The following is a 25,951-nucleotide window of genomic DNA, read 5'->3' as shown; positions in this document are numbered from 1 at the left end:
CTGCCATCGCGTCAGCATTGCGTACGATCGTACGTCGCTCGCATTGGTTGCGACACAGGTATGGATGCGAAGAAAGGAACCACAATGGCTACTGAAACTGTGAAGCTGGGTGTTGCAGGAATGACCTGCGGACACTGCGTCATGTCGGTGACTGAAGAGTTGACGGAACTCGATTCTGTATCGAATGTCAGCGTCGAACTCGTCAGCGGCGGCGTGTCAAACGTTGACGTTTTCTTGAACGACGGCGCCGCCGTTGACAAGGACGCGCTCAAGGCTGCAATCGATGAGGCTGGCTTCGAGCTGGTCTCCATTGACTGATTTCCTGACTCGGAAAATCTCCAAAGATCGGCAAATCTGCGAACGCGGCTTTGCCGTGTGATGAACCGAATTTCAAAGGATAGTTGGGGCAGCGGGCAACCGTTGTCCCAACTCTCTATTCACGGTACTACTTGCAGCGTTCATCGTAGGTTTGATCGAGAACTTCAGCTACTGCATTCGCCTTCTGCGGCCCAGGCCCAAGTTCGGCCATCGCCCGTAGGTAAGCCGCCTGAAGACGCGTGGCACGGTCGAGTCGAACCCTAAAGAACGACTCATCGATCCTCTCCATAGAGTACGTTTATCAGTTTTGGTGACTTATCGATGTTTTATCTAAAAAAGATAAAGTGAAAATAAATCCCTCAAATTCATCATATGCACCAAAAGGTCACCCGAAAAGGTCACCACACTTCTGGCAAACTCCTGCTGAGCAAAGACATAATTCCGGGAAGAATGCAGGCGCGTTATGCGTTGGCAATAGCGCACGGAAAGGACTGTGATGAGCGAGCAGACAATTGTTGCCGAAATCGACCTTGCGGTGACCGGGATGACCTGTGCATCCTGCGTCAATCGCGTTGAGCGCAAGCTGAAGAAAGTCGAGGGTGTCGATGCCGTCGTCAACCTCGCAACTGAGCGCGCGCATGTGACTCTGTCGCCCCAAGCTGCCAACCTCACCGATGCAGAGCTGGTCGCTATCGTCGAAAAAGCAGGATACGGAGCGAGCGCCTTGCGGCGTGTCGAGGTTGCTCACGATGGATCACGCAGCGCTGTCGATACCGGAATCGACGCTGAAGCGGTAGAAAATGCCGCTACTGCTGCTGCTCGTACACGCGTTGCCGATCTATGGCGCCGTTTCGTTGTCGCCCTCATTATCTGTGTCCCAATCGTTGCCATTTCGATGATTAGCGCGCTTCAGTTCCCTGCCTGGCAATACGTCGTCGGCGTCCTGGCAGTGATCGTTGCTTTCTGGTGTGGTCTTCCGTTCCATCGCGCCGCGTGGCGCGCAGGGAGGTACGGTTCAACCACAATGGACACCTTGGTGTCATTAGGTGTCATTGCCTCAATGGGGTGGTCAATGTGGGCGATGATCGGCGGCGGAGCCGGAGTGTTGGATTACCGAATGTCCATGAGCGGAGTCCACAGCCTCAACCACGCCTCTTCGCATGTCTACTTCGAGACTGCAGCCATGATCGTCACGTTCCTTCTGTTAGGACGGTGGCTCGAAGCAAAATCTCGACGTAGTGCTGGCGATGCTCTGCGATCGCTCCTAGAACTTGGCCCAAAGAATGCCTACGTCCTCGAGCGTGCCGACGGAACAAAAGTCGGCCAGCTCGTTCCTACTCAATCGGTGGGCGTTGGCGATCAGGTGCGCCTCCGACCGGGAGAAACCGTCCCCGTGGATGGTGAGGTGATCGCCGGAGAATCGGCCATCGACGCTTCTGTGGTCACCGGCGAATCCGCACCTATTGACATCACGGTTGGAAGTCATGTCAGCGCAGGCACTATCAACACCTTGGGATCTGTCGATGTTCGTGCGACGGGCGTTGGTGAAGACACCATGTTGGCTCAGATGGGCCGGCTGCTGACCCAGGCTCAGACAGGGAAAGCCCCCGTCCAGCGTCTCGCGGATCGAATTTCAGCCGTATTCGTCCCTGCAGTAATTTCACTGGCTCTTGGAGTTTTCGTGATCCGCATGATGCTCGACAGTGGCGCTGTTGAAACTGCGCTCACTAGCGCAATCACGATTCTCGTCGTAGCTTGTCCGTGTGCATTAGGTTTGGCGACGCCCACAGCTTTGCTTGTGGGATCGGGAAGACTCTCGCGATCTGGCATTCTCATTTCTGGCCCTGAGGTGATCGAACGCGCCCACGGAATCACTGCAATCGTGATAGATAAAACAGGCACTGTCACCACCGGCACAATGTCATTTGCCTCAGCCCGTCCGGCTGACGGTGTTTGTGAATCATCGCTGCTCCGGCAAGTATCGTCTCTGGAAGCCTACTCAGAACACCCCATTGCAAAGGCAGTCACTCGTCATGCCCACACGTTGGGCTTGGACACACTCGACGTGACCAATTTCCGAGCCTTTCCAGGGAAAGGAGTATCTGGGATTATCAATGGGAAGATCGTTCATGCCGGAACTTTCGCTTGGCTGAAAGACGAAGGCATCGAAATTCCTCCATCGCAGGCATCTCTCGCACAGAACAGCGAACCAGGCTCAACGCTCATCGCTGTTTCCTGCGCCGGCGTTTTTCTTGGCACAGTTGCCGTTCATGATGCTCTCCGATCGGGTGCAGCTGCCACGATCAACAATCTTCACCAGCGTGGGATCAGCGTCCATTTAGCGACAGGAGATCATCGCTCCACTGCCGAATATGTAGCTCACATGATCGGTATCGACGAGGTACATTCCGAAGTCTTACCTGCTCAAAAGGTGGAGATCGTCAAACACCTCATTGCTTCAGGCAAGCGTGTGGCCATGGTGGGCGATGGCGTCAATGACGCTGCTGCGCTTGCCTGCGCTGACCTTTCGATTGCGATGGGAAGCGGAACCGATGTCGCTCAAGCGGCTGCAGATATGACGATCGTGAATTCTGACATTTCTTCGCTCGTCACTGCGCTGGATGTCTCGTCACGAACCTTGAGCATTATCAAGCAGAATCTTGCGTGGGCTTTCGGCTACAACCTCGTTGCTATCCCGCTCGCGGCATGTGGAATCATTGCTCCGGGACTCGCAGCCGCAGCGATGGCATCCTCGTCGGTCATCGTAGTGCTGAATTCTTTGCGCCTACGCGCGTCCTAACGTGTACGATCGCTATCAGTGACAGGTAAAGTGGGGCACATGAGCGAACCCCCACCGACGTCGAGCACTTCGTTAGCGAACGAAGTGCTCCTCATCGACACTAAAAACGACTGGACCCGTCGCCCAGCTGATCTCCTCGCAGCATTTCAAGTATTTCTCCTCACAGCGTTTACTGCCGTCCTGGCAATTTATGCCCAGTCAACCACGAACGCTGTCACAACTGATGTTCGTGACGTTACATCGAGCATCCTCGGGCAGTTCCTTTTTATCCCCATCAATGTGACCGAGGGACTTATCTCATTCATTATTCCGCTCATTTTACTGGTCGATCTCATCTGGAAACGTCGATGGCGCACCTTGTCCCAACTCACTTTCGGTGCAGTTCTCTCAATTTTCCTCACCAATGCCATCCGATGGGTGGGCATCACTTTAGCTCCACAATCGACTCTCCCTACCTCACACGGCCCCAAAGACACCAATGCTTTGCTGGCCTTTATCCCATTTGTTGCTGTGATCGCAGCAATGTTGATCGTGGCTGGCTCAACCCGTGACTCGAAAATTGTTCGAGGAAGCTGGTGGACAATGGGAGTTGTCACCGTTTTAAGCGTGATCCAAGGAGAACAATCCCTTTCAGGTGCAGTCTTTACTGTCTTGACAGGAATCATGAGTGGTTTCCTTGCCCGCTATATCATCGGTTCCCGTCCGCTCCAGGCCAACGGGACGTCGCTGCTGCGCACCGTGCGCCAATCAGGCATCGACGTCGCGCAGCTGATTCGCATCGACGAAGGACTCATCGGCCAGCTGTGTGCCTGGGAGGTGCCCGTTTCCGGCCCGCTCGAGGTGACGAATCGCGAGGCTCTGGAACAACTCAAAGCAATTTGGGCTGCCTCACATCTCGCTGATGGCCAGTCGGCGCAACTGGACGACATCGATACGGTTGGCCCGGCCCGAGCCTCCGCCACACGCCCGGATCCGCTCTATTCACTCATGAGAAATTCCTACTCAATTCCACATTCCGACGGTGTGAGCAGAAATTATCTTGCGATTGACACCCAGGGCGAGGCGTTCCATATCGCCACGATCGATTACGAACGCACAACGATGTCACATATCGAGAACCTTCTTGCACGCCTACGCTTCACAACACCAGTGAAGTGGGATCCCGAATCGTATGAGTCAGGCGTTGAACATGCCGTCGTGCTCTCCACCCGCGCCCATCAGCTCGGGGCAACCGACTGCGCAATTGTCGGACTCAATAAACGCTCTGACACGATGATCATGGCTTTCAAAGCTGACCCCGATCCTCTTTTGTCCGATATTCCCCAAATAAGCGATGCCCAAATCGATTCACTGTGGGCCAGTATCCATGCGATGCATCGCACAGGCGCTTCCCACGGACAGATCCACGCCGACGTCGTCAAAGTTCGTCCCGATAGGCTTGATCTGACGTCGTGGTACCACGGCAACCTCTTCGCTGCGGAAGCCTGGCGTCATATTGATCTCGCCCAAGCCACCGCGATGCTCGCAGTAACAGTCGGGATCGAACGGACTGTTGCTTCTCTCACGCGGTGTATGCCCCTCGATCAAATTGTCTCGCTCACCCCGTTCCTCCAGCCCACCGTCATGCCAGATGAGACACGTGAAGCCCTTGCGAATAACAAAGTTCTCGAAGCGCTGCGCACTGCGCTGATGAAAAAAGTTCCCGAAGCACGTGAGGCCCCTTCACTGGAACTCAAACGTTTCAGTATCAAGACCGTCCTCACTGTCACCGTCGGCGTGATTGCTCTCTACGTGCTGTTCACATCAATGCGTTTCGACGACGTCGCCACTGCTATACGCACAGCAAGCCCCTGGTGGATGGTCGCCTCGTTCGTGGCGGGTCTCGTCACGTATCTCGGTGCCGCACTTTCTCTCAAGGCCTACACGCAAGAAAACGTCCCCTATCATGAATCAGTGCTGGTTCAGGTTGCGGCATCGGTGGTCACACTTGTAGCTCCGGCTGGCGTTGGCCCAGCAGCATTAAACCTACGTTTCCTCCAAAAGAAAGGCGTACCCACGGCAGGTGCTGTTGCCGCTGTGGCGGTGGTTCAGGTGGGGCAATTCGTTGCGACGCTGGCACTTTTGATCCTTCTGTCACTCATTACCGGCGATCTTGGAAATCTCTCGTTGCCGTCAGCCACCGTGCAGATCGCTTTCATTTTGTGCTTAGTCATCGGATCGAGCCTATTCTTCATCCCGCCGATACGCCGCTGGGCTATTGCGAAAATCCGGCCCACAATCGAACAAGTATTGCCACGTTTGCTGTGGTTGATTGCCCACCCGCGTCGAATCGTCTTGGGCCTCGCGGGCGCCCTGATCATGACTGCAGCCTTCGTCGCGTGCTTCGGTTTTGCCCTCAGATCTTTCGGCTATTCCCTCCCGGTAATCACGCTGGCAATTGCCTACCTGATTTCGAACTCAGTTGGATCTGTTGTCCCCTCTCCCGGCGGCGTCGGGCCTGTTGAAGCTGCGCTCACTGGTGGCTTAGTTCTTGCTGGTATCCCCGCCTCAATCGCATTCTCCACTGCAGTTTTGTATCGACTATTTACCTTCTGGGGCCGTGTTCCGCTCGGTTGGATCGCTTTACGAGTAGCAACGAAGAGGAGTCTGATCTAGTGTCAACTCGCCAGAGCCGACGTCGGCTCCCCCGTTGGATACCCGCGATGTTCCGGAAGGATTTCCCACTCCTTCTCTCGCTTGCCGTTTTCCTGAGCCTGAGTGTCATCAGTGTGTGGCAATGGCGTAATTTCATTTCTCCTTCCTGGGATCTGGGTATTTTCACGCAACTTGTCAAGCAGTACTCGCATTTTTCCGAGCCAATCGTGGATATCAAAGCCCCAGGTTTTAATCTCTGGGGAGATCATTTCCACCCTATTTTGCTGCTTCTGACGCCCTTCTACTGGCTCGCACCTTCAGGGCTAACTTTGTTGATCGCTCAGAATTTTCTGTTCGCACTCTCAGTTATTCCCATTGCGTGGTACGTTCCGAGGTTGATCCGCCACGCTGGCTATCCCCGGTGGATAGGGCACGCGCTTCCGGTGTCTTACGCACTGAGCTGGGGAATCTGGAATGCCGCATGGAGCCAATTCCATGAGATCGCTTTCGCAGTTCCACTACTCGCTTTCGGACTGGTGGCATATCAGCGCGGTCGGCTTGTGCAAGCAGCGATTCTTATCAGCGGGCTTGTCTTTGTCAAAGAAGACCTCCCTTTGACCGTTATTGCCTTCGCACTTCTCGCAGGCATACGGTGCTGGCTGAACTCGCGCACAGCCAAAGAGCTCAAGCTCTGGTCTCTCCTGGGAATCTGGGGCGCGGTGTGGTTTATCCTCGAAATCGTCGTTTTTCTCCCTGCTTTCAATATGCACGGCCAATGGGATTACGCCACAAAAGTTCACCGCTCCGTTCTTGAGCTCGCCGCAGGATTCTTTGTTCCAGGAACAAAATTGGTGACGCTTCTCCTTCTCGTCGCCCTCGGCGCAGTGGTCTGTCTGCGTTCACCCCTCATCACCCTGACGTTGCCCACGCTCCTGTGGCGCTTTGCCGGCGACACTGAGACTTATTGGGGGTGGCAGTGGCACTATTCAGCTGTTTTGATGCCGATTGTTGTCCTTGCAGCTGCTGACGGCATTGCAAAACTGAGGCTCTCTTCCCTGCCAATCGCCTCCCGACGTCGGTGGGTGAGCGTCGGTATCGTTGTCTCTCTTGCGGCGACCACATTCACCACCTGGACCGGAGTGCCCACCTTGATCGCAAAGCGATCCTATGTCCGAGTACCGGCTGATTCGACTGCTGCCATCGCCGCCATCCCGCCCGGAGCAAGGATCGCGAGCGACACTCGCCATATGGCTTACCTCGTTCCTCGGAACACGGTGTACTTCGATCAGACTATCGGTGGTGTCGTTCCGGACTACTGGATCGTCTCCGACAAGTCGCCCGACGTCGTTCGCTCCGAGACGCAAAAACGCTGGCCGGGAACTACATGGGACGTCAGGAGCTTTTCAAGCGTCACCCTCGCGGTTCGTCAGTAGGCCTTGCGTCGCTAGAAGACTGCTCAAAGTGTGCCAAAATGGAGGCATGAATGAACGAGCAGGATTGCCAGCAACGCCAGAAGATCTCATTGACGTTGACGCCCTTATTTCGGCTTATTACGACATCGAACCGGATCCGAACAACGCCGCTCAACAGGTCGTTTTCGGAACATCCGGACACCGAGGTTCCGCATTTGATGGCGCTTTCAACGAAGCACACATCGTTGCCACCACCCAAGCCATCGTTGAGTACCGCCGTCTCCAGGGAACGGACGGCCCGCTCTATATCGGCCGTGATACCCACGCGCTCTCCGAGCCTGCAGAACGTACCGCTCTGGAAGTGCTCGCTGCAAACGACGTCGAAGTTCGTGTCGATGCACGTGGATCGTGGACTCCCACTCCAGCAGTTTCACTTGCGATCCTCACCGCAAACGGCGCAGACACCGTCGATGGCGTGCGCACCCACGGTCCGGGACTTGCCGACGGCATCGTCGTCACTCCGTCACATAACCCACCACGTGACGGAGGATTCAAATACAACCCACCTCACGGCGGCCCAGCAGGCACCGAGGCAACAAAGTGGATCGCTGCACGCGCAAATGAAATTCTGCGCGAAGGCTGGCGCAATGTTGCCCGCCTTCCCTACACACAAGCCATGGCGGCACACACCACCCGCGGCCATGACTACCTTTCGGCGTACGTCGATGACCTCGCATCGATGATTAATTTCGACGCGATCCGCTCAGCGGGCGTCCGTATTGGAGCTGATCCAATGGGCGGTGCCTCTGCAGAATATTGGGGCGCCATCGGCGAACGCTACGGTATCGATTTGACGGTTGTGAACCCGCAGGTCGATCCGCGTTGGAGCTTCATGACTTTGGACTGGGACGGCAAGATCCGAATGGATTGCTCAAGTCCCTACGCCATGGCATCGCTCGTCGCACGGATGAAGACCTCCGGTGAGGCAGCGCCGTTCGACATTGCCACAGGAAACGACGCCGACTCTGACCGCCACGGCATTGTCACTTCCGACGCCGGCCTGATGAACCCGAACCACTACTTGGCTGTTGCGATCGACTACCTCTTTACCCACCGTGATCAGTGGCCCGCAAACGCAGGCATCGGCAAGACTCTCGTGTCATCCTCGCTGATCAATCGCGTGGTGAACGGGATGGGCAAACGTGTCATTGAAGTCCCCGTGGGTTTCAAATGGTTCGTACCTGGCCTGATCTCGGGCGAGATCGGTTTTGGCGGCGAAGAATCTGCAGGTGCATCTTTCTTGCGTCACAATGGTGGCGTGTGGACCACTGACAAGGATGGCCTGATCATGGACCTGCTCGCCAGCGAAATCATGGCAGTGACAGGAAAGAGCCCGTCAGCTATTCACCGCGAATTGGTGAACACTTACGGAGCAAGCGAATATGCCCGTATCGACGCTCCGGCGTCGAAAGAACAGAAAGCTCAGCTTGCCGCACTCGCTCCGAGTGACGTCAGTGCAACCGCTCTCGCCGGTGAGCCAATCCTCGACAAGCTCACCGAAGCACCGGGCAACGGTGCAGCAATCGGCGGCCTGAAGGTCGTGACAGAAAATGCGTGGTTCGCTGCGCGCCCCTCAGGAACCGAGGACGTGTACAAGATTTACGCTGAATCCTTTCAGGGCGCTGATCATCTTGCCAAGGTTCAAGAAGAAGCAAAAGCTGTGGTTGCCGCAGCACTGAAGTAATCATCGTTATCCTTATGTAGAGGGCCGGTGGGAATTACTCCCACCGGCCCTCTACTGATCACTGAGGATTGAATTTACTGGCGTTCCTTACGAACGGTCGCAAAAACTCCTGCAACCATGAGTGCAATCGCCACGGCCCCAAGGCCCGCAGCCGACGCACCAGTGTATGCGAGGGATCCCTTCGATGTCGGGTTCGGGGTCACGGTGGTTGTGGGCTTGGTCGAGGAATGGTTGCCCAGTGAGAGCACCATGTCCTTCGTTGTCACCTTGCCCTTGTGGAAGTCCACAGAAGTTCCTGTGTGCTTCTGCACCTTGCCCTTTCCTGCGATACCGGTGTCCGCGTCAGCCTTACCGGAAGCACTATCAGCGCCCGCGTCAGCCTTACCGGAAGCACCATCAGTACCCGCGCTAGCCTTACCGGAAGCACCATCAGTACCCGTGCCAGTTGAACCGTTCGAGCCAGCATCACCTGATGCATTGTCTGATGCATTGTCGCTGGTCACGTCGCCCGGGGCATCAGTGACGAGCCCGGAAGAATCTCCGTCGGGGGTCAGTGCCTTGAGCGTGACGTTGACCGTCACAGTGCGCGTCACTTCAAAGCCATCGGCCTGGGTCGCAACCAACACCACTGTGTTCTTTCCTTCGTGAAGGATCGTTCCCTTGGTAACGGAGAGCTTCGCACCGGAATCATCCGTGACGGTGTAGTGCGAGAGCACCTGGTCGAGATCGCCCAACTGCGTAGGCTCCAAGGTGAGGTTGATTTCATCGTCACCCGAGATCACCGGTAGAGCATCGACGGTGAAGGTCACAGCTTTCGTCGTGACATTTCCTGCGTAGTCAGTGCCCGTTGCCGTCAGAGTGTACTGACCAGCCTTGAGATCCTTGGTCGCAAACGGAAGGTCAAACTTCGTTTTATCGATCTGCGCCTGAGTTCCCATTGCGTCCTGTGCAGGAGCGTCCTTTTCAGGATTCTCCTTCTCCGACGGAGCTGGTGCCGCCTGATCTGCTGTTCCCTCTGCCTGTTCAGTCGCATTCGCTTCGCCCTCTTCCGACTCATCGCCATCTTGCGCTGGCGTGTCGCCTGCGAGGACATCCTGAACGCTCACTGGCGTCGCGGTCAGCGTGTTGTCAACCGTCTTGTCGAATGTGTAGCCATCTGGGCCCACAACGTTGACTGCCAGGGATGCAAGGTGATCGTCAGTTGCACGTGTGGTGACAGGCGAGCCATCACGGATGACATCACCTTCAGCTGCCGAAACTGCAACATTTGGGGCGATCTTGTCAACAACCACCGGGATCATTCCGGTGAGTTCATTACCCATGCTGTCAACAAACTTCAGCAAGATGGTATCCCCGTCCTTAACTGCAACTGCTTGAGCAAAGTGACGTTCGTTCGATTCCGGCCCATGCCCGGTGAAGTTGAACAGTTCCTCAACCACAGAGTCGTTGATCTTGAAGGTGTAGCCCCAGCCGTCGTCGGACGCGGTGCCCTTAAAGACCACTTCATCCTTGTTGGTGAAGAGAGTGCCGGAGATGAGAGTCGGATCTTCGAATGTGATCGTCGGAGCCTTGACATCCACAAGAAGCGTCATCGCACCAGACATACGCACAGTTCCTGCTGGATCAGTGATCGTGTAGGCGAAATCATTGAAGCCAGTAGTGATACCGGTGAATGGAATAGCAATCAGGCCGTCTTGACGAGGCTGAACAACGATCGGGTCGCCACCGACGTACTTACCATTCTCGACACGCGCTTCGGGAGTAACGGTCATCGACCCCACGGGGGTATTGACCTTGCCCACCAAAGTAAATGTGCCATCCTTGACCTGATCCGGACCAAGAGGAACGACGCACGAGGCGAGCGTTGGCGCACACTGCGCGTTGAGCCACTTCGGGCCTTCGAATGTCACCGGCGGCTGCTCACGATCCGCGATCGGCACAGCCACTGTGGTGGTGTTGGCACCATCTGAGGCAACGAGGGTGACCGAAGAATCGGTTGCCTTTGGCTTGACTGTGATCGAGAACGTTCCGTCAGCTTCAACCTTGGCATATTTGGAACCAGACTTAACGGTGAGCTTTGCATCACGGTTGTTATCCGAGACTTGCCCGATCAACACTGCTTCGCCGCTATCGCGCAACGCAACCTTGCCGTTGACAGAGTTTGTCACAGCGAGTTTTGGAGCTGCGGTGTCGTAGTACGGAGTGAGAGTCACAGCAGCGATCTCCTTGCCGGACGCGTCGTAGCCCTTGACCTCCACAGTGTTCTTCCCCTCAGCGAGCTTGACCTCACCAGTGAACTGGGAATCAGCCAGCGCGGCGTCCTTTCCGTTGATCGTCACCTTGGTGATATCCGGGGAGGCGACGCCAGCAACAGCCAGCTTTCCATCCTTGACGAGCTTCGACGTCGGACCAAGCGGCTTGGTGTTAATCTGCGTCTCGTTACCGACGACGAGGGTGGTCCCTGCGAGAACCTTCGTTGCGGAGCTTTCGTTCAGGCCGCGATCTTGGGTACCAAAGGACACGAACTTCGCGCCTTCAGGAACCGTCACGGTGTAGTTGACGCCCTTAACGCCGGGAGCGCCTGGCCCATTACGCTTGATGGATGGGTAACGCAAAACGGTACCGTCATCGGTCACTGCAGTCAGGCCGTATGGAATCCCGGAGAGTTCTTCAACGATCGTGAGGTTGATGACGCTCGGATCTCCAGGCTTTTCGCCCTTGATGACGTCACCGAAGACGATCTTTGGAGCGGTGTAATCCACACCAAAGGGAAGATCGGTTACCTGCCAGTCAAACTTATCCGACAGACGCGAGGACACGCGGTAGATATAACGACCTTCTGGAACCTTGGTAAAGTCGGCCTTCTGCGGATCCCAGATGAGGCCATCGAACTCGTATGACGAAGCGACGTGCTGAACGTTTGCGAATTTCTTAGCGACCACGTCATTCCAGGTTGCACGGCGAACACCCTTCTCATGGCCGAGTTTCTTGACCAGTTTACCGTCGGCGGTGTAGATCTCGTACTTTATGTCAGATGCGTTGCGCATCATCATCAAAGCAGGAGTCATGACGTCGAAACGCTTATCGTCATTCGGGGACAGCCAGAACTTGCCGTCCTCATCATCGAATTTCTGAGCCACAGCATCGATAGGGATAGTCTTGCCGAACAGAGTCGAGACCAGTTTGGTGTACGTTCCCATTGACTGACCAGGCATCAGCTCCTGACCAGGCTCCTTGACGATCTTCTCCGCATTCCAATCTCCCACAAAGCCCAAGTACGGCACATGGAGATCCGGAGCCTTGGACTTGTCGGTGGACGTGAGCATTGCCCAGCCCTCGATGAAGTGATTACGCGAGGTGTCAGGGTTCAACGTGAATGTTACTGTGGCCTTGCCACCAGCTGGAACACTTACTTCGCGCGTATTGGCAGTGAGAGTTTCGTTCGACTTGATCGGAAGAGTCTTCTTCCCTGTTTCGTTCGTTTCGTTGATGACAACCTGCTCAGGAACCGTGTAGGTCACGGCTTCCTTGCCCATGTTTTCGAGCGTAACGACGAAGGAACGCGACTCGTTGATCTGACGCAGAGCAACGTTCGGCTTTCCGTCTACCGTGGCGAAAACGTTGGTGGAAATTGCTGCATCGACGTTCGCCAGACCAGCACCGACTCGGCGAGTGGGGTGTGGGAGGCCGTTCTCATCCTTCGGAATCGACGCAGTGTTTTGCAGTGCAGTGGACACGCGCTCGATGAGCTGCGGGCCAGCAAGACCCTCGAATCGCTTGGCGTATGCCTGGTAGAGCAAGGCTGACAGACCGGCAACATTCGGGGACGCCATTGACGTGCCCGAATTGTTGGCGTAACTGCCGTCGTTGTGCAACGAGTAGACGGCACCACCGATGCCAGCAATATTCGGGGCGAAATCAAGGTTGGGGGTGGTACCCCAGCCGGTAAACTCCGATGGGCGCAAGTTGGCGTATCCGAAATCCACAAGCTTTTGGTCGTTGGTGAAGCGAACGGTCACCTTCTTGCCTTCCTTCATCTTCTCGGCAAGTTTCTGACCTGCCGTGTGGTAGATGAAGACACCAAATTGCTTGAACTTTTCGACACCAGCCATTCCGAGGAATTCGTCACCGCCGTCTTTGTGGTTGTACACCACGATGCCCTCTGCGCCCTGCGCAAACACATTCTTGTATTTCTCGGTAAACGTAATATCTTTGCCACGCTGGACCAGAACGAACTTACCGGAGTAGTTCTTACCTTTCACCTCGTCGGCAGAGCCGTAGCCACCATCGACAAGCTCATGTTCTTTCCCGTCAGGCTTTCCCGAGGCGAGCTGGTAGAAAAAGTCTTCTTCACCCTGGCCATCAGTCTTCGAGAAAACCAACGGAAGGGCTTGCTGGGTGTTGTCGATGGAGGCGACGGTCAGACCCGGATTATTCGCACCCGGCGAGCCGACGGTGCCATCGTCGAGCTGGCCAATGAGATCCATGGTCGAGTTATCCGGCGAGAAGTTCTGTCCCTCATTGCCTGCCGCAATCACGGTCATGACGCCAGCTTCGTAGGCCTTCTTCAACGCACGCTCCACGCCGTCGGAGGCGTTTGCCATGCCGTTGGGCGCACCGAGCGACATGTTAATGACGTTGGCACCAAGCTTCACTGAATCTTCGATAGCGCGAATAATGTTGATATCCGCTGCACCGGCTTTGCCACTGTTGGAGAACACTTTCATTGCGAGGACCTGCGCGTTTGGCGCGGCGCCGTCGATATGGTTCTCCTTAGGGAAATCAGGAGATTCCGGCCCCTCCTTGCCGTTCGCTGCCACGATACCGGCCACATGCTAGACATGCTGAGATCCACGATCGTAGACATCGAAATTATTGTCGGCGTAGTTGTAGCCGAACGGAACCTTCGCCGTAAAACCGTGAGCGGTATCCGGCGCGAGTCGGCCTTTCACGTCGGAATCGAGGCGAAGATCGGGGTGCTTGACGTCGATACCTGAATCAATGACCGAAACGACGATGCCACGGCCATCAACTCCGTGGTTCTTCCAAGCTTGAACAACACCTTCCATTTGGCGGGCATTGTTTTCTGCTGGGAAGTACAATCGCTGCTTTTCCACCGACGCGACTTCTGGTTCACGCTGAAGATTGGCAAGTTGGTTCGCAGGAAGAGTGGCCTGGAAACCGTTGACGAGGAAGCCCGCCTTTGCACCAGCCTTGAGATCGTATTTCTTTTCCCACTTCTTAATGAGGGAATTTTGTTTGGCGAGGTTGGATGATTCGACACGAGTGGAAGGACGACCAGGCTGTCCCTTCAACATCACTGTGATAGTAATTCGGCTTGTGTCCTTGACATTTTGCGGGGCTGCAAGTTGCTCGGGCAAGCTCTGGGCGGTTGCGCTCGTCGGATGCGATGCGTCCGACGGCGACGTTGGTGCCGGCGGCTGCGCCGGTTGGGCGACAGCCGTAGGTGCTCCAGAGGCGGCGACAGCGAGAGCGGCAGCAAAGGCGAATAGCTTTGGCTTTCTCACATTAACTCCTGACATTTCTGAGGAATTCTGCTGGGAATTGGCGCAGAATTAACAGATATTGAACAAGAATTATTCTTTTTAAGGAAAATTTATTCACATTGTGAGACGAGTATTGCCATATCGCGGCAGGACATATATTGCCCGATTATTGCGATTTCACAGTTGAACCGTGATCCAGAAAAGCGCAACGATAAACGTCCCCAAATTTCTGACCCTACCGGAACAGTGGAATTAGCATTTCAAGGCCATTTTGCTCGCTTTTCCAACTTTGGTGCAGAGATTGGGTAAATAAGGAAAACAGTGTTTTGTTTGAACTAAATCCTCTCGGAAGGATCTGAGAGGGAGTTGCCAGGTGTATATCCTCATCTCCCCCGAGGAGGAGGTAAAAAGGGAAAAATAGAATACCAGTATGATGTGTGGAGACAGACCCCAGAGTACAGTTATTGACATCGGGAGGGAATTACTTCTAGTAACGACTTCTCGAAAGTATAAGATATTAACGTAAGGAGACTTCGATGAAGAAGTATCTGCTTGCTCGCGCAATGACTATCGCTTTCGGTGGAACACTATTTTTTGCGCCTACAGCATTTGCCGCCACGCCAAACGCTTTAAATAACGTGGACTCGAGTGGAAATGTGGCAAAAGCTATTCCTTCAACTGACAATGCGAAAAAGATCGACAATTACATTTATGGCTTGAGCTATGATCCATTGAAGCTTCTTGCTGTGAATGGAGAGGCAAACGATACTTTGCCGTCAACGACCGCAAGTGCAAATGGCGATACTTTTACCGTTGTCAATAGAACAAAGAAGAACCTTGACGCACACACATCAGATTTGTCTGTTATTGAGGCGAACAATGCCGCAATTTATCCAGGTGCCTTGGTGCGTGCTAACCAGAGCTTAGTCAATGGGAATCCTTCAATTGTCCCAGTTGATCGAGGATCGGTGCGTTTAAGTGTTGATCTTCCAGGTCTACGTGATGGGAAGAATGCAGTTGATGTTCCTGTTGCGACCAAGAGCGATGTAGAGGGTAAAGTTAACGGCCTTCTCGATGGTTGGTTGAGGGATAACAAAGACTACTCGAAGCAAGCGGCTCGTGTTTCTTACGATGAGACAATGGTTTCTTCTACCAAGCAATTCGAGGCAAAATTCGGTACTGGCGCCAAGAAGATTGCCGATATTCTCGGTGTGAACTTCAACAGCATTTACAAGGGTGAAACCAAGACAGCTGTTGCAAGCTTTAAGCAAATCTTCTACACGGTAAGTGCTGATGCTCCGACTGCTCCTCATAAGGTTTTCGGTTCAAACGTGACTTTAAACGATCTCAAGCTGCGCGGGATTGATAAGGACAATCCTGCCGCGTACATCTCCTCGGTGAGCTACGGTCGTCAGATCTACGTCAAGCTGGAAACCAACTCCAAGTCGAATGAAGTTGCTGCAGCCTTCGATGCAGTTTTCAAGACAAAGTACGGAGAATTGCCAATTGACGTGGCAACAAAGTACAAGGATATTTTGGACAACACAAGGATTAGCGTCTACGTACTGGGTGGTTCTCCCGACGGTGTGAAAGTTGCTACGGGCAAGATTGCAGACCTGAAGGACATCATCCAAAAGGAAAGCACCTTTAGCACCTCAGTTCCTGCAGTTCCGGTTTCTTACACAGTGAACTTCTTGAAGGATAATTCACGTGCGGTAGTAAATAGCAGCGGCACTTACACTGAAACTACTGCCACCACTTATCGTTCAGGATATGTCACGCTCAAGCATGAAGGCGGCTACATGGCAAAGTTCCACCTCAGCTGGGATGAAGTGAACTATGATGCTCAAGGACGCGAAGTGCGCACACCGAAGAAGTGGTCGGGAACTTGGGTTCCGCGTACTGCAGGTTTCACCGAGCGTATCCAGCTACCGGCCAATGCGCGCAACATTCACGTCATTGTTGGTGAGGCAACTGGCTTAGTATGGGATCCGTGGCGCACGATCATTGACGAAGCGAATATGCCTTTGGTACATGATCGAGAGATTACCGTTCGGGGCGCTTCTTGGGCACCTTACGCATCTAACGTAGTCAAGTAAGGCGATCACAATAGCGTGAACGTAGCGTGATAGCTTAAATTGCTACATCGAAATAGGGGCTGTATCAAAAGTCCTTGATTGGCGAGGGATGGATTTCGGGTTATCCGGGATTCATCCCTCGTCTTTTTGTTGTTTACGTGTTTCTTTTTACCGGGCTTTCATTGGTATTTCGCGGTTTTGCGATAAAATTAGGGGGTAGTGAAGGACGTTAACGTGGATCATCGTTTCAAACCCGTGATGCAGCATCAACCGATGTTGCTCCCCCAGATATTTCTGACCTGATACCTCCTGGGCTACCAGACAACCACCAGGATCTACCAGTCCCTCTCATGCCAGGACTGTCCCGTCCAAACACGATACACGCGTTCAACACAACCCGGTTTCCGGAAAATCATCACCGTAAACCCCACCAGGGATGCTTATCGTAACCAAGCCACCAACGACCTACGCACCGATAGTGGTAAAAAGCTTCGCAAGCAACGATCCGTCGATGTTGAAACTGTCTTTGGAGACATCAAACGTAACTATCACTTCACTAGGTTCACACTACGAGGCAAACGAAAAGTCACCACCGAATTCCGATGGATCGCACTAGGCCCCCAACATCAGAAAAGCACACCACCACAACACCAAGACCGACCAAACAAAGAACAAGAACAACAACTAAACCCCACAAGCCAGCCCCACCCCAACCAACACAACAAACAAAAATGGCCGGGAACACCCAAAGACATTCCCGACCACTTCCAAAACGCTTTCGATACAGCCTCAAGCGTCTTTTCACATGAAATATTCAGTTATCCAAGCACTCGCTTGCCCGCAGATCAAGCAAAAAGCATCCTCAGAAGCTTGCCAGCGCGCGCTTGACTTCAGCCGCATAAAGGGCGGCAGCTTTCGGGCCAGGGTGAATTTTGTCCCCTGCGAGCAGCCCAACATTTGCTTTCGCAATCGATGCCCAGTCAGCCACACGAACAGTATCTGGATACTTCTTCGCCAATTGTGCGATCTGCTGATTTGCCTGGGGCACCCAGGTCGCATAAGGAGGAGCAAAGCCAGTGACGAACACGTACTTATGTCCCTTACCCACGGCAGCGAAAAGTTTGTCAACATAGCGTTCAGGCAAGTTACCATTTGTTGCCAAGCCGATCACCACGTATTCTTTCAGCTTTCCTTGGCTATGAAGTTGGGTCGCGATGGCCGGGGAGGCTTGTAACGAACGTGAAACTTTCGCATCAATGTAGATTCCTGGCATTGCTTGTGCCAAAGCTCCGGCGGAGGCAAGCGCAACAGAATCACCAATAACCGTCACGTGATCTCCCGTGATGGGTTTTTTCTTCTGGTCATCCTTCTGATCATCGTCGAGGGCAGAATCCCCACCGGGCTTCTGATCAGGTTTCTCTTCGGGAGTGTGCTCATGCGGACGGGTGGGCTTTGCCGCTTTCTGGCTTTGTTCAAGAGCCTCTTGGCCTTGCTCAACGAGCAGTTGCGCTGAGGTGAGATTCGACGACATCACCGCGCCGTAGGCCGAAGCACCGATAAGAAGTGTGCCAGCAACTGCGTAGACCGTGGCACGCACAGCAGATTGTCGTAGCCCGCGTATCCAGCCGATGAAGGTCTGTGTGCGGATCGGATTTTCGACGTAAGAATAGGAAATGTGCGCCAAAATCACGGACGCGATCACAATCAGCACCGCTTCAAGAGCCGCGTTGAGGTTGACTGCATAGAAGAAAATGACCCACAGCGGCCAATGCCACAGATAAATGCCATACGAACGCTGACCAAGCCACACCATCAATCGAGATTCCAAAAGTTGGGCCAGGTACGGGCCAATTCCTTTACGAACATCTGGAAGCAGGCCACGCACAATTATTGCAGAGAGAATCGAGGCAATAACCATTCCCCACGGGTACATCCATTTGCCGTCGGGAGCAAAGATTCCAAAGGCAATGAGCGCAATGAGCGAGACGAACGCAGCGCGCCCCCAATGTGCCGATGCCTCTGGCAAACGTTGAACCATGACACCAGGGAGCGCAAGCGCAATTGCGGCACCGATCATGAGACCGAAGGAATGTGAATCGGTTCCCACATAAGCACGGGTCACGTCGAGTGTTGTCAAGTGCGAATGCCACGCTACTGAGCACGCGGCCAAGACTACGGCAATTGCGACTCGCATTGCTTTCTTCTGAACGAAGGCAACGAGAAGAATGAGAATAATTGGCCACACAAAATAGAACTGAAGTTCAACGGCAAGTGACCATAAATTCGTCAAGAGCAGCGGGTTCGATGCATCAAAATAGGAGGAACTATTGGCTACTTGGAACCAGTTGTAGGTGCCACTCAGAGCACCACCAAGCTGCCACCTCAGCCCTGTTGTTGCATCACCGCCAACGAGTGCGGCAATCCCAACAGCTCCGAGCGAAGCAACGATCACCGCAGGGAAAAGCCGGCGAAACCTCCTCATCCAAAAACGTCCAAAACGGATACGGCCCGTCACTTGGCCCTCACGTAAGAGGAGCGAAGTGATCAGGAAGCCCGAGATCACAAAGAAAACGTCAACACCGACAAAACCAACGGGCACCGTATGAGGTAACAGGTGGTACAGAACCACGATGCCCGCAGCAATAGCGCGCAGACCATCGAGTCCAATAATACGTGGGTGATCACCGTGCATCGGCTGCCCTTGAATTTGTGTCACAACATCTCCTCCAAATTTCTACGTGTTTCAGGCTAGCACCGGGGTAGGACACTTTTTGGACGACACCTGCGCGGTGCGTTCCGTATCACGTTACAGTTGGGCAACACTCAATTACGAATACGTAACACCCCCGATTTTCTGCGGTTTTACAATAATTTCAGCGAATACACAGACACCGTTCAGGACGGAGTATCCGCGTTCGATTCACTCATTACCCCGCACTCTTTGTCTCCAACTGGGCTAATGTTCGCCACCGGACGAGCCCTATCCGTGACCATCCAAACATGCGTAAAATTGAGCCCGTCAAACTAATGTCCAAAGGAGAAAAATGGCTTTCGAGAAGGCGCCCGTGGGCGTAGCCGACATCGGCGTCACCGGCATGGCAGTGATGGGCTCAAACCTGGCACGCAATCTGGCACGCAACGGTTATAAAGTAGCGATCCACAACCGTTCGAGTGAAAAAACAGAGAAGGTAATGGACGCTCACGGCACCGATGGAGAGTTTTACCCCTCGGCTTCGATGGAAGATTTCGTTGCGTCACTGTCAACCCCACGCGTTGCGATCATCATGGTCAAAGCTGGCGCTCCGACGGACGCTGTCATCAACCAGCTCGCTGATCTTATGGAGGAAGGCGACATCATCGTTGATGCCGGCAACGCTCTGTACACCGACACCCGACGTCGCGAAGCCGCACTGCGTGCGCGCGGGTTGCACTTCGTCGGCATGGGAGTGTCTGGCGGTGAAGAAGGCGCTCTCAATGGCCCATCGATTATGCCGGGCGGCACGCCAGAATCGTACACACGCCTCGGCCCAATGCTTGAGAAGATTTCGGCACATGTCGATGGCGTCCCGTGTGCCACATACGTCGGCTCTGACGGTGCAGGCCACTTCGTCAAGATGGTGCATAACGGCATTGAGTACGCCGACATGCAGCTCATCGCCGAAGCCTATCACCTCATGAGCGTCGGCCTGGGAATGAGCGCGCCTGAGATCGGAGATGTTTTTGCCAAGTGGAACGAAGGCGAACTCGAATCCTACCTGATCGAGATCACCGCTGAAGTTCTCCACCACACCGATGCAGAAACCGGGCGCCCCTTCGTCGATATCATTGCTGACCGCGCAGCTCAGAAGGGCACCGGAGCATGGACTGTGCAAAATGGCGCTGGCATGGGTGTCCCTGTCACGGGTATTGCTGAAGCAACCTTCGCACGCGCTCTTTCCGGCTCCGTCCCGCAGCGTGCTGCAGCTGCTGAGGTGTTCCCCTCAGATGTCACTCTTCCTGAGGTTGCCGATAAAGAGGCTTTCATCGAAAGTATTCGCCTTGCCCTCTATGCCTCGAAAGTTGTGGCATACTCGCAAGGTTTCGAACTCATCGCCGCAGCATCCGAAGAATTCAATTGGAACGTGGATCTCGGATCGATGGCCCGCATCTGGCGCGGCGGTTGCATCATCCGTGCCCAATTCCTCAACCGCATCACCGAGGCTTACGAGGCAGACCCCGGACTTCCGCTGCTTCTCGCTGCTCCGTTCTTCACCGATGTCATGACGAAATCGACGTCGGCGTGGCGTGAGGTGGTTGGCTTTGCCACCTCGGCTGGTCTCCCAGTGCCGGCATTCTCGTCGTCGCTGTCCTACTACGACGGGATCCGCGCAAATCGCCTGCCTGCCAACCTTATCCAGGCACAGCGCGATTTCTTCGGCGCACACACCTACCAACGTGTGGATAAGGATGGCACATTCCACACAATGTGGAGCGAAGATCGCCGAGAGGTTTCCGAATAAGGGTTCACTCGTCGTCGGCGAATACAATGAGTGTCCGGTAGGTTGATCCGCGCGATCCACGCAGGAACCACATCTGACCGAACACACCGACGTCTGCTGGTTCAGCCTGGCACAACTCCACGAGTTGACCGCGGCACCAGCAGACATCCCCATCGTCAATGTGCTATTGGAGGAACATGACCACTGATCAGGACCACGAAGCTGGGCAACTCACTGCTCGTCTCAATTCCTTTGGGCAGACACAAGACTATATCGCCGTCGATACGCTTATCGAGTCTGGCCAGTACACTGGGCTCGAACTCATGAGGTTGGCGAGTGCTGAAGACAGTGAGTTCAACCGGCGAATGTTCGGCTACCGGCTACTGGGGGTAAAAAACATCCCCACTCAGGCCGCAGCAGACTGCGGATTGAGCGAGGATGAATTCACCCAGATCCAGCGCCGTTTATCGCGCTGGGGCCAGGGATTGCTCGGCTGTTAACTCCACGCTACTTTCCCAAAACAACGTTTTCGAATGGCTCACCTGCAAGCAGGTGCTTCACTTGGCGCTCGATCAGAGCCTCCATACGCGGATGCATCGCCCGAGTATTCCCTCCATTATGCGAAGTAATCAGCTGGGCAACGTCCCAGAGCGGCGAATCTTGCGCAAGCGGCTCAGGATCGACGACGTCGATGAGGAGCTTGAGTCGTCCGCCCTCGGCCACCAGATCGTCCGTAACGGCAAGCGTACCTCGACCAGCGTTAAGGAAGGTCGCCCCATCCTTCATTTTCGCCAAAAATTCCTTGTTTACTAGGCCCTTTGTCGTCTCAGTTGCAGGAATAACGATGATGACCACATCTTGGTGTGGGAGCAGATCGTCAATCTGCTCAAGAGAATAGACGTGTCCGAAGTCTTCATCGCGTTCACGTGAGGCCACCAAGGTCAGATCCACTGAAAATGGTGTGAGGCGTTTGATGATTTCTTTCCCGACTCCGCCCACACCAATGAGCATGACCTTCTTATCTGCAAGACCTTCATCGTAGAAAACATTCCACTTATGTTCTTTGTTGTCGGCCACCATCTGCGGAATATTACGCAGTCCTGCAAGGAGCATCGTCAGAACCATTTCAGACGTTGCCGTCTCGTGTACTGTTGCGGCATTGGCGACCTGGAGACCTTCAGGCAAATCGGGGTTAACGGAGTCGTAACCAATCGAACCGATCTGGAGAAGTTTCGCACCTGCCGCAGCCACGCGTTCAGCACCGTCCTTGGGAACCCAATGCCCCGTCACGACGATGTCGAGTGGGCCAGGAGCTTCGCCTTTGAGGTCCCAGCGGACGACGTTCACTCCCGGAATATCGATATTGACATCCCAGAATGGGTCAATTGAAACATTCACTTTGTTCATGCGCCCATGCTATCGCGCATCTGTGCGCACCGGCATCAGTGTTACGCATATAGCCGATGTTTCCAACGAGGAATCAATCGTAGAGCGCTTCGCGAATCTTGGGATCGTCAATATTTTTCGCGTCGTACCAGGCGAAACCAGAGTCAATCTGCTGCGGCATCTTTTCGCCTTGTGTCACACGAACCGCCTGGGTCACTGCGCGATACCCCATCTGATACGGGTTTTGCGTCACCGATCCAGCGATCTCGCCGTTGCGAATCATGTCCTGTTGTACCTTGCCAGAATCATAACCGACCACGATGACGTTCTTCCCGCTGCGCGCCACCGTCTGACCAGCTGCAACAGCGCCGTCGTCGTCGGTGGCAAATATGCCCGCAAGATGAGGGTGAGCCTGCAAGATCGCCGACGCCTGACTTTCAGCTTTCGCCTGGTCTGACTCGTTGTATTCGATCGCCACAACTTTCATTCCCGGCGCATTCTCTTTGATGTAGTCAACGAAGCCGTCGCGGCGTTCGCGCCCAGTCACCGACGTCGCAGAAGTGCCGAGCACCGCCAACTCACCTTTTCCGCCAGCCAGCTTGACCATATGTTTGGCAGCTTCACGTGCCGAACCATAGTTGTCTGTGGATACCGTCGTGACGGGAATATCCGAACCGGGCACCCCCGAATCAAAGGCAACCACAGGGATTCCCCTGTCCTTGAACTGACGCAACGCCACGATAGACGCACTTTCATCAAGCGCGGCCACCACCAACGCATTCGGTTTCATCGCGTAGGCGAGATTGAGCTGATCAACTTGGCGAACGACGTCGGATTCTGTATCCGGGCCGTTAAACGTGACATCGACGCCGAGATCCCGACCTGCAGCCATCGCACCGGCTTTCGTCGTCGCCCAGAACGGAGAAGCGTAACCTTTGGCGACGACGGCGATGTCCATTCGTCCATTGGCGCGTGAGGCGCGTTCGCCTGCTCCGGCGCAACCGCCCAACAAAAGACTGAGCGCCAGAGCAACGGAAACACAACGTATAGCGGAAGTTTTACGCATCGCCCACCTTCTTCCGCCGACGCACATCGAGCCACACTGCCAGAAGGACAACGACTCCGAGCAAAATCTTTTGGTGTTGATCCGAAACACCAAGGTGAACTGCGCCGTTGCGCAATGTCGCGATAAGAATTGCGCCCACAACCGTACCGAAAACGGATGCCCGTCCACCAGTCAACGAGGCTCCTCCAAGTACCGCGGCAGCAATCGCATACATTTCGTAGGACTGCCCCACATCTGGTTTGCCAGAGGCGAGGCGTGAGGCCATGAGCACTCCAGCTAAACCGGTGAAAGTACCACCGAGAACGTAAATCCGCCATTTCCATCGTTTGACGTCGATACCGGCAAGTCGCGTTGCTTCTTCATTGGATCCGATAGCGAGCGCGTATCGCCCAATGATGGTGTGCTTGAGGAGGAAATGCGCCACGGCCGCGGCTGCAACGAAGACGAAGACGGCGTTGGTGATGCCGAATGTTTTTCCGTTACCAAGCAGCACGAACGCATCAAAATCACCGAGCGGGATGGATGAAGTCCCCGTGATCGTCAAAGCAGCTCCCCACGCCACGAGCATCATGGCAAGGGTTGCGATCATCGGCTGCATCCCGACGTAACTGACTAGGTATCCGTTCGCTGCACCCAGTACGGCACCGGCTGCAATGCCGGCCAGAATTCCAGATCCAATCGCCAGCCATCCAGGCCCGCCGACACTCGTCATCACCACCGCTGTCATGACACCTGTCAGCGCTAGGCCAAAGCCTGGGGTCAGATCGATTCCTCCGGTGGAGATCACAAAGGTCAATCCCAGGCCCAAAAGCACGTACACCGAGGCGTCGAGCAGAAGGGCTGAAACGTTGTCAAGATCGATGAAGTATGGGCTTGCCACGGCAAAGACTGTGAAGAGGACGAGCTCAGACACCACCACGAGGAATTGTGCAGGGTGTTGACGGTAGATTCGCGAAACAATGTTCACTAGGCTTCCTCCTTATACAGCGCGGAGTTGGTATGCGCACTTTCCCGCTCAGTTGAATTGAATGCGGTAGCGAGAGCCATGATCTTCTCCTCTGTGGTGTCGTTGTTGGATAAAACGCCTGCAAGCCGGCCCTCACACATCACTCCAATTCGATGGGTGAGGCGAAGGAGCTCAGGGATCTCTGAACTCGCCACCACGATGGTCAAGCCTTGTGCAGCAAGTTCTTCGAGAAGGGCGTAAATTTCTTCTTTCCCGCCGACGTCGATGCCGCGTGTCGGCTCATCCACGAGTAACACATCAAGTCCACGAGCAAGCCAACGCGCGAGCAACACTTTTTGTTGGTTACCTCCTGAGAGGGTGCGCACGTGTGTGGCTGCGCTGGGGGCCTTGATCGCCAAACGGCCCATCGCCGATGTCGCAGCCCGCGTCAAAGCGGCATCATCGAGCACGATTCCTTGACGCCAGGTGTGAAGCGAGGCAAGCGCAATGTTTTCACTGATTGTTTGGTCAAGAAGAAGCCCGAATCGCTTGCGGTCTTCGCTCAGGTATCCGATTCCCGCTCTCACGGCACTAGCTGGCGTGCGATTATCGACTCGTGTGCCAGCAACCTCCACGCTTCCCGACGTCGCCCGGTCAGCGCCCGCAATTGCGCGCAACGTTTCGGTTCGTCCGGCTCCTTGGAGGCCAGCAAGCCCAAAAATTTCTCCACGGTGGACGGTGAATGACACTGGGCCAACCTCATCTGTGGCAATCTCATGGACACTCAACCCGATCTCCTCACGCACAGTGTGTGAGGGTCGAGCTGACATGTCAATTTCACGGCCAACCATTGCAGAAATAAGGTCGTCACAAGTGACATCATCGAAATGCGCAGTGACAGCGCCGTCACGAAAAACAGTCACGTGATCGCAAATTTCGCGCACTTCATCGAGACGATGAGAAATAAAAACAACGGCAACGCCACTGGCCGCGAGTTCACGCATCACAGTAAACAGCGCGCTGACCTCGGAGACCGTCAAGGCAGCGGTGGGTTCATCCATGATGAGGACGCGGGCTCCCACACTCAGAGCCTTCGCGATTTCAACGAGTTGAGCATTCGCAACGCTCAATGTAGCGACTGCACGACTCGGATCAATCCTCGCTCCTAAACGCGCAAGGATCTCATATGCTGCATTTTCCATTGCCTCATCGTCGATGGAAAGGCCTCGATGCTTTTCGCGTCCGAGAAAGATATTTTGTGCCACGCTGAGATCTCCAGCGAGGGCGAGTTCTTGGCAGATCAGGGCAATACCAGCGTGCTCAGAATCTTTGGGCGAGCTGAATCGCACTGCCGCTCCATCAATACGCAACTGCCCTTCATCGGGTTGAATCACGCCACCGAGAATTTTCATCAGGGTTGATTTGCCCGCACCGTTTTCTCCGACGATCCCGTGAATTTTACCTGCGCACAGGTCAAGAGAGGCACCTGCCAAGGCCACAACGCCCGGATACCGTTTGACGATTCCACACGCCTGAACAACCGCGTTCATCCGCTCTCATTTCTCTATGCGTCAATGCGAAA

The 25,951-nt window shown here is 54.6% G+C and carries 18 protein-coding genes; 10 read left to right on the top strand and 8 right to left on the bottom strand.

Annotated features, from left to right (window positions below):
• Positions 1–84 precede the first annotated feature (84 nt).
• On the top strand, positions 85–318 hold the full coding sequence (locus P7079_RS00665) for a heavy-metal-associated domain-containing protein (RefSeq protein WP_278012923.1): 234 nt from the start codon (positions 85–87) through the stop codon (positions 316–318).
• A gap of 127 nt (positions 319–445) precedes the next feature.
• On the opposite strand, the gene P7079_RS00660 is transcribed toward P7079_RS00665, so the two are convergent.
• On the bottom strand, positions 446–607 hold the full coding sequence (locus P7079_RS00660) for a DUF8462 domain-containing protein (RefSeq protein ID WP_278012922.1): 162 nt from the start codon (positions 605–607) through the stop codon (positions 446–448).
• A gap of 207 nt (positions 608–814) precedes the next feature.
• Between P7079_RS00660 and P7079_RS00655 the strand changes: the two genes are divergently transcribed.
• From P7079_RS00655 to pgm, 4 genes are read left to right on the top strand one after another with little or no spacing between them, the layout of a single operon-like run.
• A complete protein-coding gene (locus P7079_RS00655) occupies positions 815–3,118 on the top strand; it encodes a heavy metal translocating P-type ATPase (RefSeq protein WP_278012921.1) in 2,304 nt (767 codons plus the stop codon).
• A 39-nt stretch (positions 3,119–3,157) separates the two neighbouring features.
• Positions 3,158–5,773 (top strand): lysylphosphatidylglycerol synthase transmembrane domain-containing protein, encoded by a 2,616-nt coding sequence (locus P7079_RS00650; protein WP_278012920.1) that lies wholly within the window; start codon positions 3,158–3,160, stop codon positions 5,771–5,773.
• A gap of 47 nt (positions 5,774–5,820) precedes the next feature.
• Positions 5,821–7,185, top strand: a complete 1,365-nt coding sequence (locus tag P7079_RS00645) for a DUF2079 domain-containing protein (protein ID WP_278012919.1) — start codon at positions 5,821–5,823, stop codon at positions 7,183–7,185.
• Between the two features lie 46 nt (positions 7,186–7,231).
• Positions 7,232–8,908 (top strand): phosphoglucomutase (alpha-D-glucose-1,6-bisphosphate-dependent), encoded by a 1,677-nt coding sequence (pgm, locus tag P7079_RS00640; RefSeq protein ID WP_278012918.1) that lies wholly within the window; start codon positions 7,232–7,234, stop codon positions 8,906–8,908.
• Between the two features lie 74 nt (positions 8,909–8,982).
• Here the strand turns inward: pgm and P7079_RS00635 are convergent, their stop codons facing one another.
• Together P7079_RS00635 and P7079_RS00630 are read right to left on the bottom strand one after the other, a co-directional pair.
• Positions 8,983–13,740 (bottom strand): S8 family serine peptidase, encoded by a 4,758-nt coding sequence (locus P7079_RS00635; protein WP_278012917.1) that lies wholly within the window; start codon positions 13,738–13,740, stop codon positions 8,983–8,985.
• A gap of 3 nt (positions 13,741–13,743) precedes the next feature.
• Positions 13,744–14,436, bottom strand: coding sequence for a protease inhibitor I9 family protein (locus P7079_RS00630; RefSeq protein WP_278012916.1), 693 nt, complete (start codon positions 14,434–14,436; stop codon positions 13,744–13,746).
• Between the two features lie 162 nt (positions 14,437–14,598).
• On the opposite strand from P7079_RS00630, the gene P7079_RS08475 reads away from it, so the two are divergent.
• From P7079_RS08475 to P7079_RS08470, 3 genes are all read left to right on the top strand, one after another.
• Positions 14,599–14,724, top strand: coding sequence for a hypothetical protein (locus tag P7079_RS08475; RefSeq protein ID WP_422836991.1), 126 nt, complete (start codon positions 14,599–14,601; stop codon positions 14,722–14,724).
• Positions 14,725–14,951: 227 nt separating this feature from the next.
• Positions 14,952–16,514 carry a thiol-activated cytolysin family protein gene (locus tag P7079_RS00625; RefSeq protein WP_278012915.1) on the top strand — a complete coding sequence of 521 codons (1,563 nt, stop codon included), beginning with the start codon at positions 14,952–14,954 and terminating at the stop codon, positions 16,512–16,514.
• A gap of 288 nt (positions 16,515–16,802) precedes the next feature.
• Positions 16,803–17,381 (top strand): transposase, encoded by a 579-nt coding sequence (locus P7079_RS08470; protein ID WP_376987078.1) that lies wholly within the window; start codon positions 16,803–16,805, stop codon positions 17,379–17,381.
• Here the strand turns inward: P7079_RS08470 and P7079_RS00620 are convergent.
• Positions 17,356–19,209, bottom strand: coding sequence for an acyltransferase family protein (locus tag P7079_RS00620; protein WP_278012914.1), 1,854 nt, complete (start codon positions 19,207–19,209; stop codon positions 17,356–17,358). The two genes, P7079_RS08470 and P7079_RS00620, sit on opposite strands and share 26 nt — an antisense overlap.
• 328 nt (positions 19,210–19,537) lie before the next feature.
• Here P7079_RS00620 and gndA point away from each other — a divergent pair, with 328 nt between their 5' ends.
• Positions 19,538–20,992, top strand: a complete 1,455-nt coding sequence (gene gndA / locus P7079_RS00615) for an NADP-dependent phosphogluconate dehydrogenase (protein WP_278012913.1) — start codon at positions 19,538–19,540, stop codon at positions 20,990–20,992.
• A gap of 176 nt (positions 20,993–21,168) precedes the next feature.
• Positions 21,169–21,471, top strand: coding sequence for a hypothetical protein (locus P7079_RS00610; RefSeq protein ID WP_278012912.1), 303 nt, complete (start codon positions 21,169–21,171; stop codon positions 21,469–21,471).
• Positions 21,472–21,478: 7 nt separating this feature from the next.
• Here P7079_RS00610 and P7079_RS00605 read toward each other — a convergent pair whose 3' ends face one another.
• The 4 genes from P7079_RS00605 to P7079_RS00590 form a co-directional block, all read right to left on the bottom strand.
• Positions 21,479–22,378 (bottom strand): NAD(P)-dependent oxidoreductase, encoded by a 900-nt coding sequence (locus P7079_RS00605; protein WP_278012911.1) that lies wholly within the window; start codon positions 22,376–22,378, stop codon positions 21,479–21,481.
• Between the two features lie 73 nt (positions 22,379–22,451).
• A complete protein-coding gene (locus P7079_RS00600) occupies positions 22,452–23,423 on the bottom strand; it encodes an ABC transporter substrate-binding protein (protein ID WP_278012910.1) in 972 nt (323 codons plus the stop codon).
• A complete protein-coding gene (locus P7079_RS00595; RefSeq protein ID WP_278012909.1) occupies positions 23,416–24,390 on the bottom strand; it encodes an ABC transporter permease in 975 nt (324 codons plus the stop codon). The genes P7079_RS00600 and P7079_RS00595 overlap by 8 nt, the downstream gene beginning before the upstream one ends.
• Complete coding sequence (locus P7079_RS00590; protein WP_278012908.1) at positions 24,390–25,919, bottom strand: sugar ABC transporter ATP-binding protein; 1,530 nt, start codon at positions 25,917–25,919, stop codon at positions 24,390–24,392. Before P7079_RS00590 ends, P7079_RS00595 begins: the two co-directional genes overlap by 1 nt.
• Positions 25,920–25,951: the final 32 nt, after the last annotated feature.

The sequence above is a fragment of the Arcanobacterium canis genome (genome assembly GCF_029625435.1).
GTDB classification, from domain to species: Bacteria; Actinomycetota; Actinomycetes; order Actinomycetales; family Actinomycetaceae; genus Arcanobacterium; species Arcanobacterium canis.
This window is presented reverse-complemented; position numbering and strand designations above follow the sequence as displayed.

What these genes read in the sequence shown, in the direction of transcription:
- P7079_RS00590 (WP_278012908.1), bottom strand. Translation starts at nt 25,919, where the DNA reads ATGAACGCGGTTGTTCAGGCGTGTGGAATCGTCAAACGGTATCCGGGC.
- P7079_RS00665 (WP_278012923.1), top strand. Translation starts at nt 85, where the DNA reads ATGGCTACTGAAACTGTGAAGCTGGGTGTTGCAGGAATGACCTGCGGA.
- P7079_RS00660 (WP_278012922.1), bottom strand. Translation starts at nt 607, where the DNA reads ATGGAGAGGATCGATGAGTCGTTCTTTAGGGTTCGACTCGACCGTGCC.
- P7079_RS00655 (WP_278012921.1), top strand. Translation starts at nt 815, where the DNA reads ATGAGCGAGCAGACAATTGTTGCCGAAATCGACCTTGCGGTGACCGGG.
- pgm (WP_278012918.1), top strand. Translation starts at nt 7,232, where the DNA reads ATGAATGAACGAGCAGGATTGCCAGCAACGCCAGAAGATCTCATTGAC.
- P7079_RS00650 (WP_278012920.1), top strand. Translation starts at nt 3,158, where the DNA reads ATGAGCGAACCCCCACCGACGTCGAGCACTTCGTTAGCGAACGAAGTG.
- P7079_RS00645 (WP_278012919.1), top strand. Translation starts at nt 5,821, where the DNA reads ATGTTCCGGAAGGATTTCCCACTCCTTCTCTCGCTTGCCGTTTTCCTG.
- P7079_RS00605 (WP_278012911.1), bottom strand. Translation starts at nt 22,378, where the DNA reads ATGAACAAAGTGAATGTTTCAATTGACCCATTCTGGGATGTCAATATC.
- P7079_RS00600 (WP_278012910.1), bottom strand. Translation starts at nt 23,423, where the DNA reads ATGCGTAAAACTTCCGCTATACGTTGTGTTTCCGTTGCTCTGGCGCTC.
- P7079_RS00610 (WP_278012912.1), top strand. Translation starts at nt 21,169, where the DNA reads ATGACCACTGATCAGGACCACGAAGCTGGGCAACTCACTGCTCGTCTC.
- P7079_RS00625 (WP_278012915.1), top strand. Translation starts at nt 14,952, where the DNA reads ATGAAGAAGTATCTGCTTGCTCGCGCAATGACTATCGCTTTCGGTGGA.
- gndA (WP_278012913.1), top strand. Translation starts at nt 19,538, where the DNA reads ATGGCTTTCGAGAAGGCGCCCGTGGGCGTAGCCGACATCGGCGTCACC.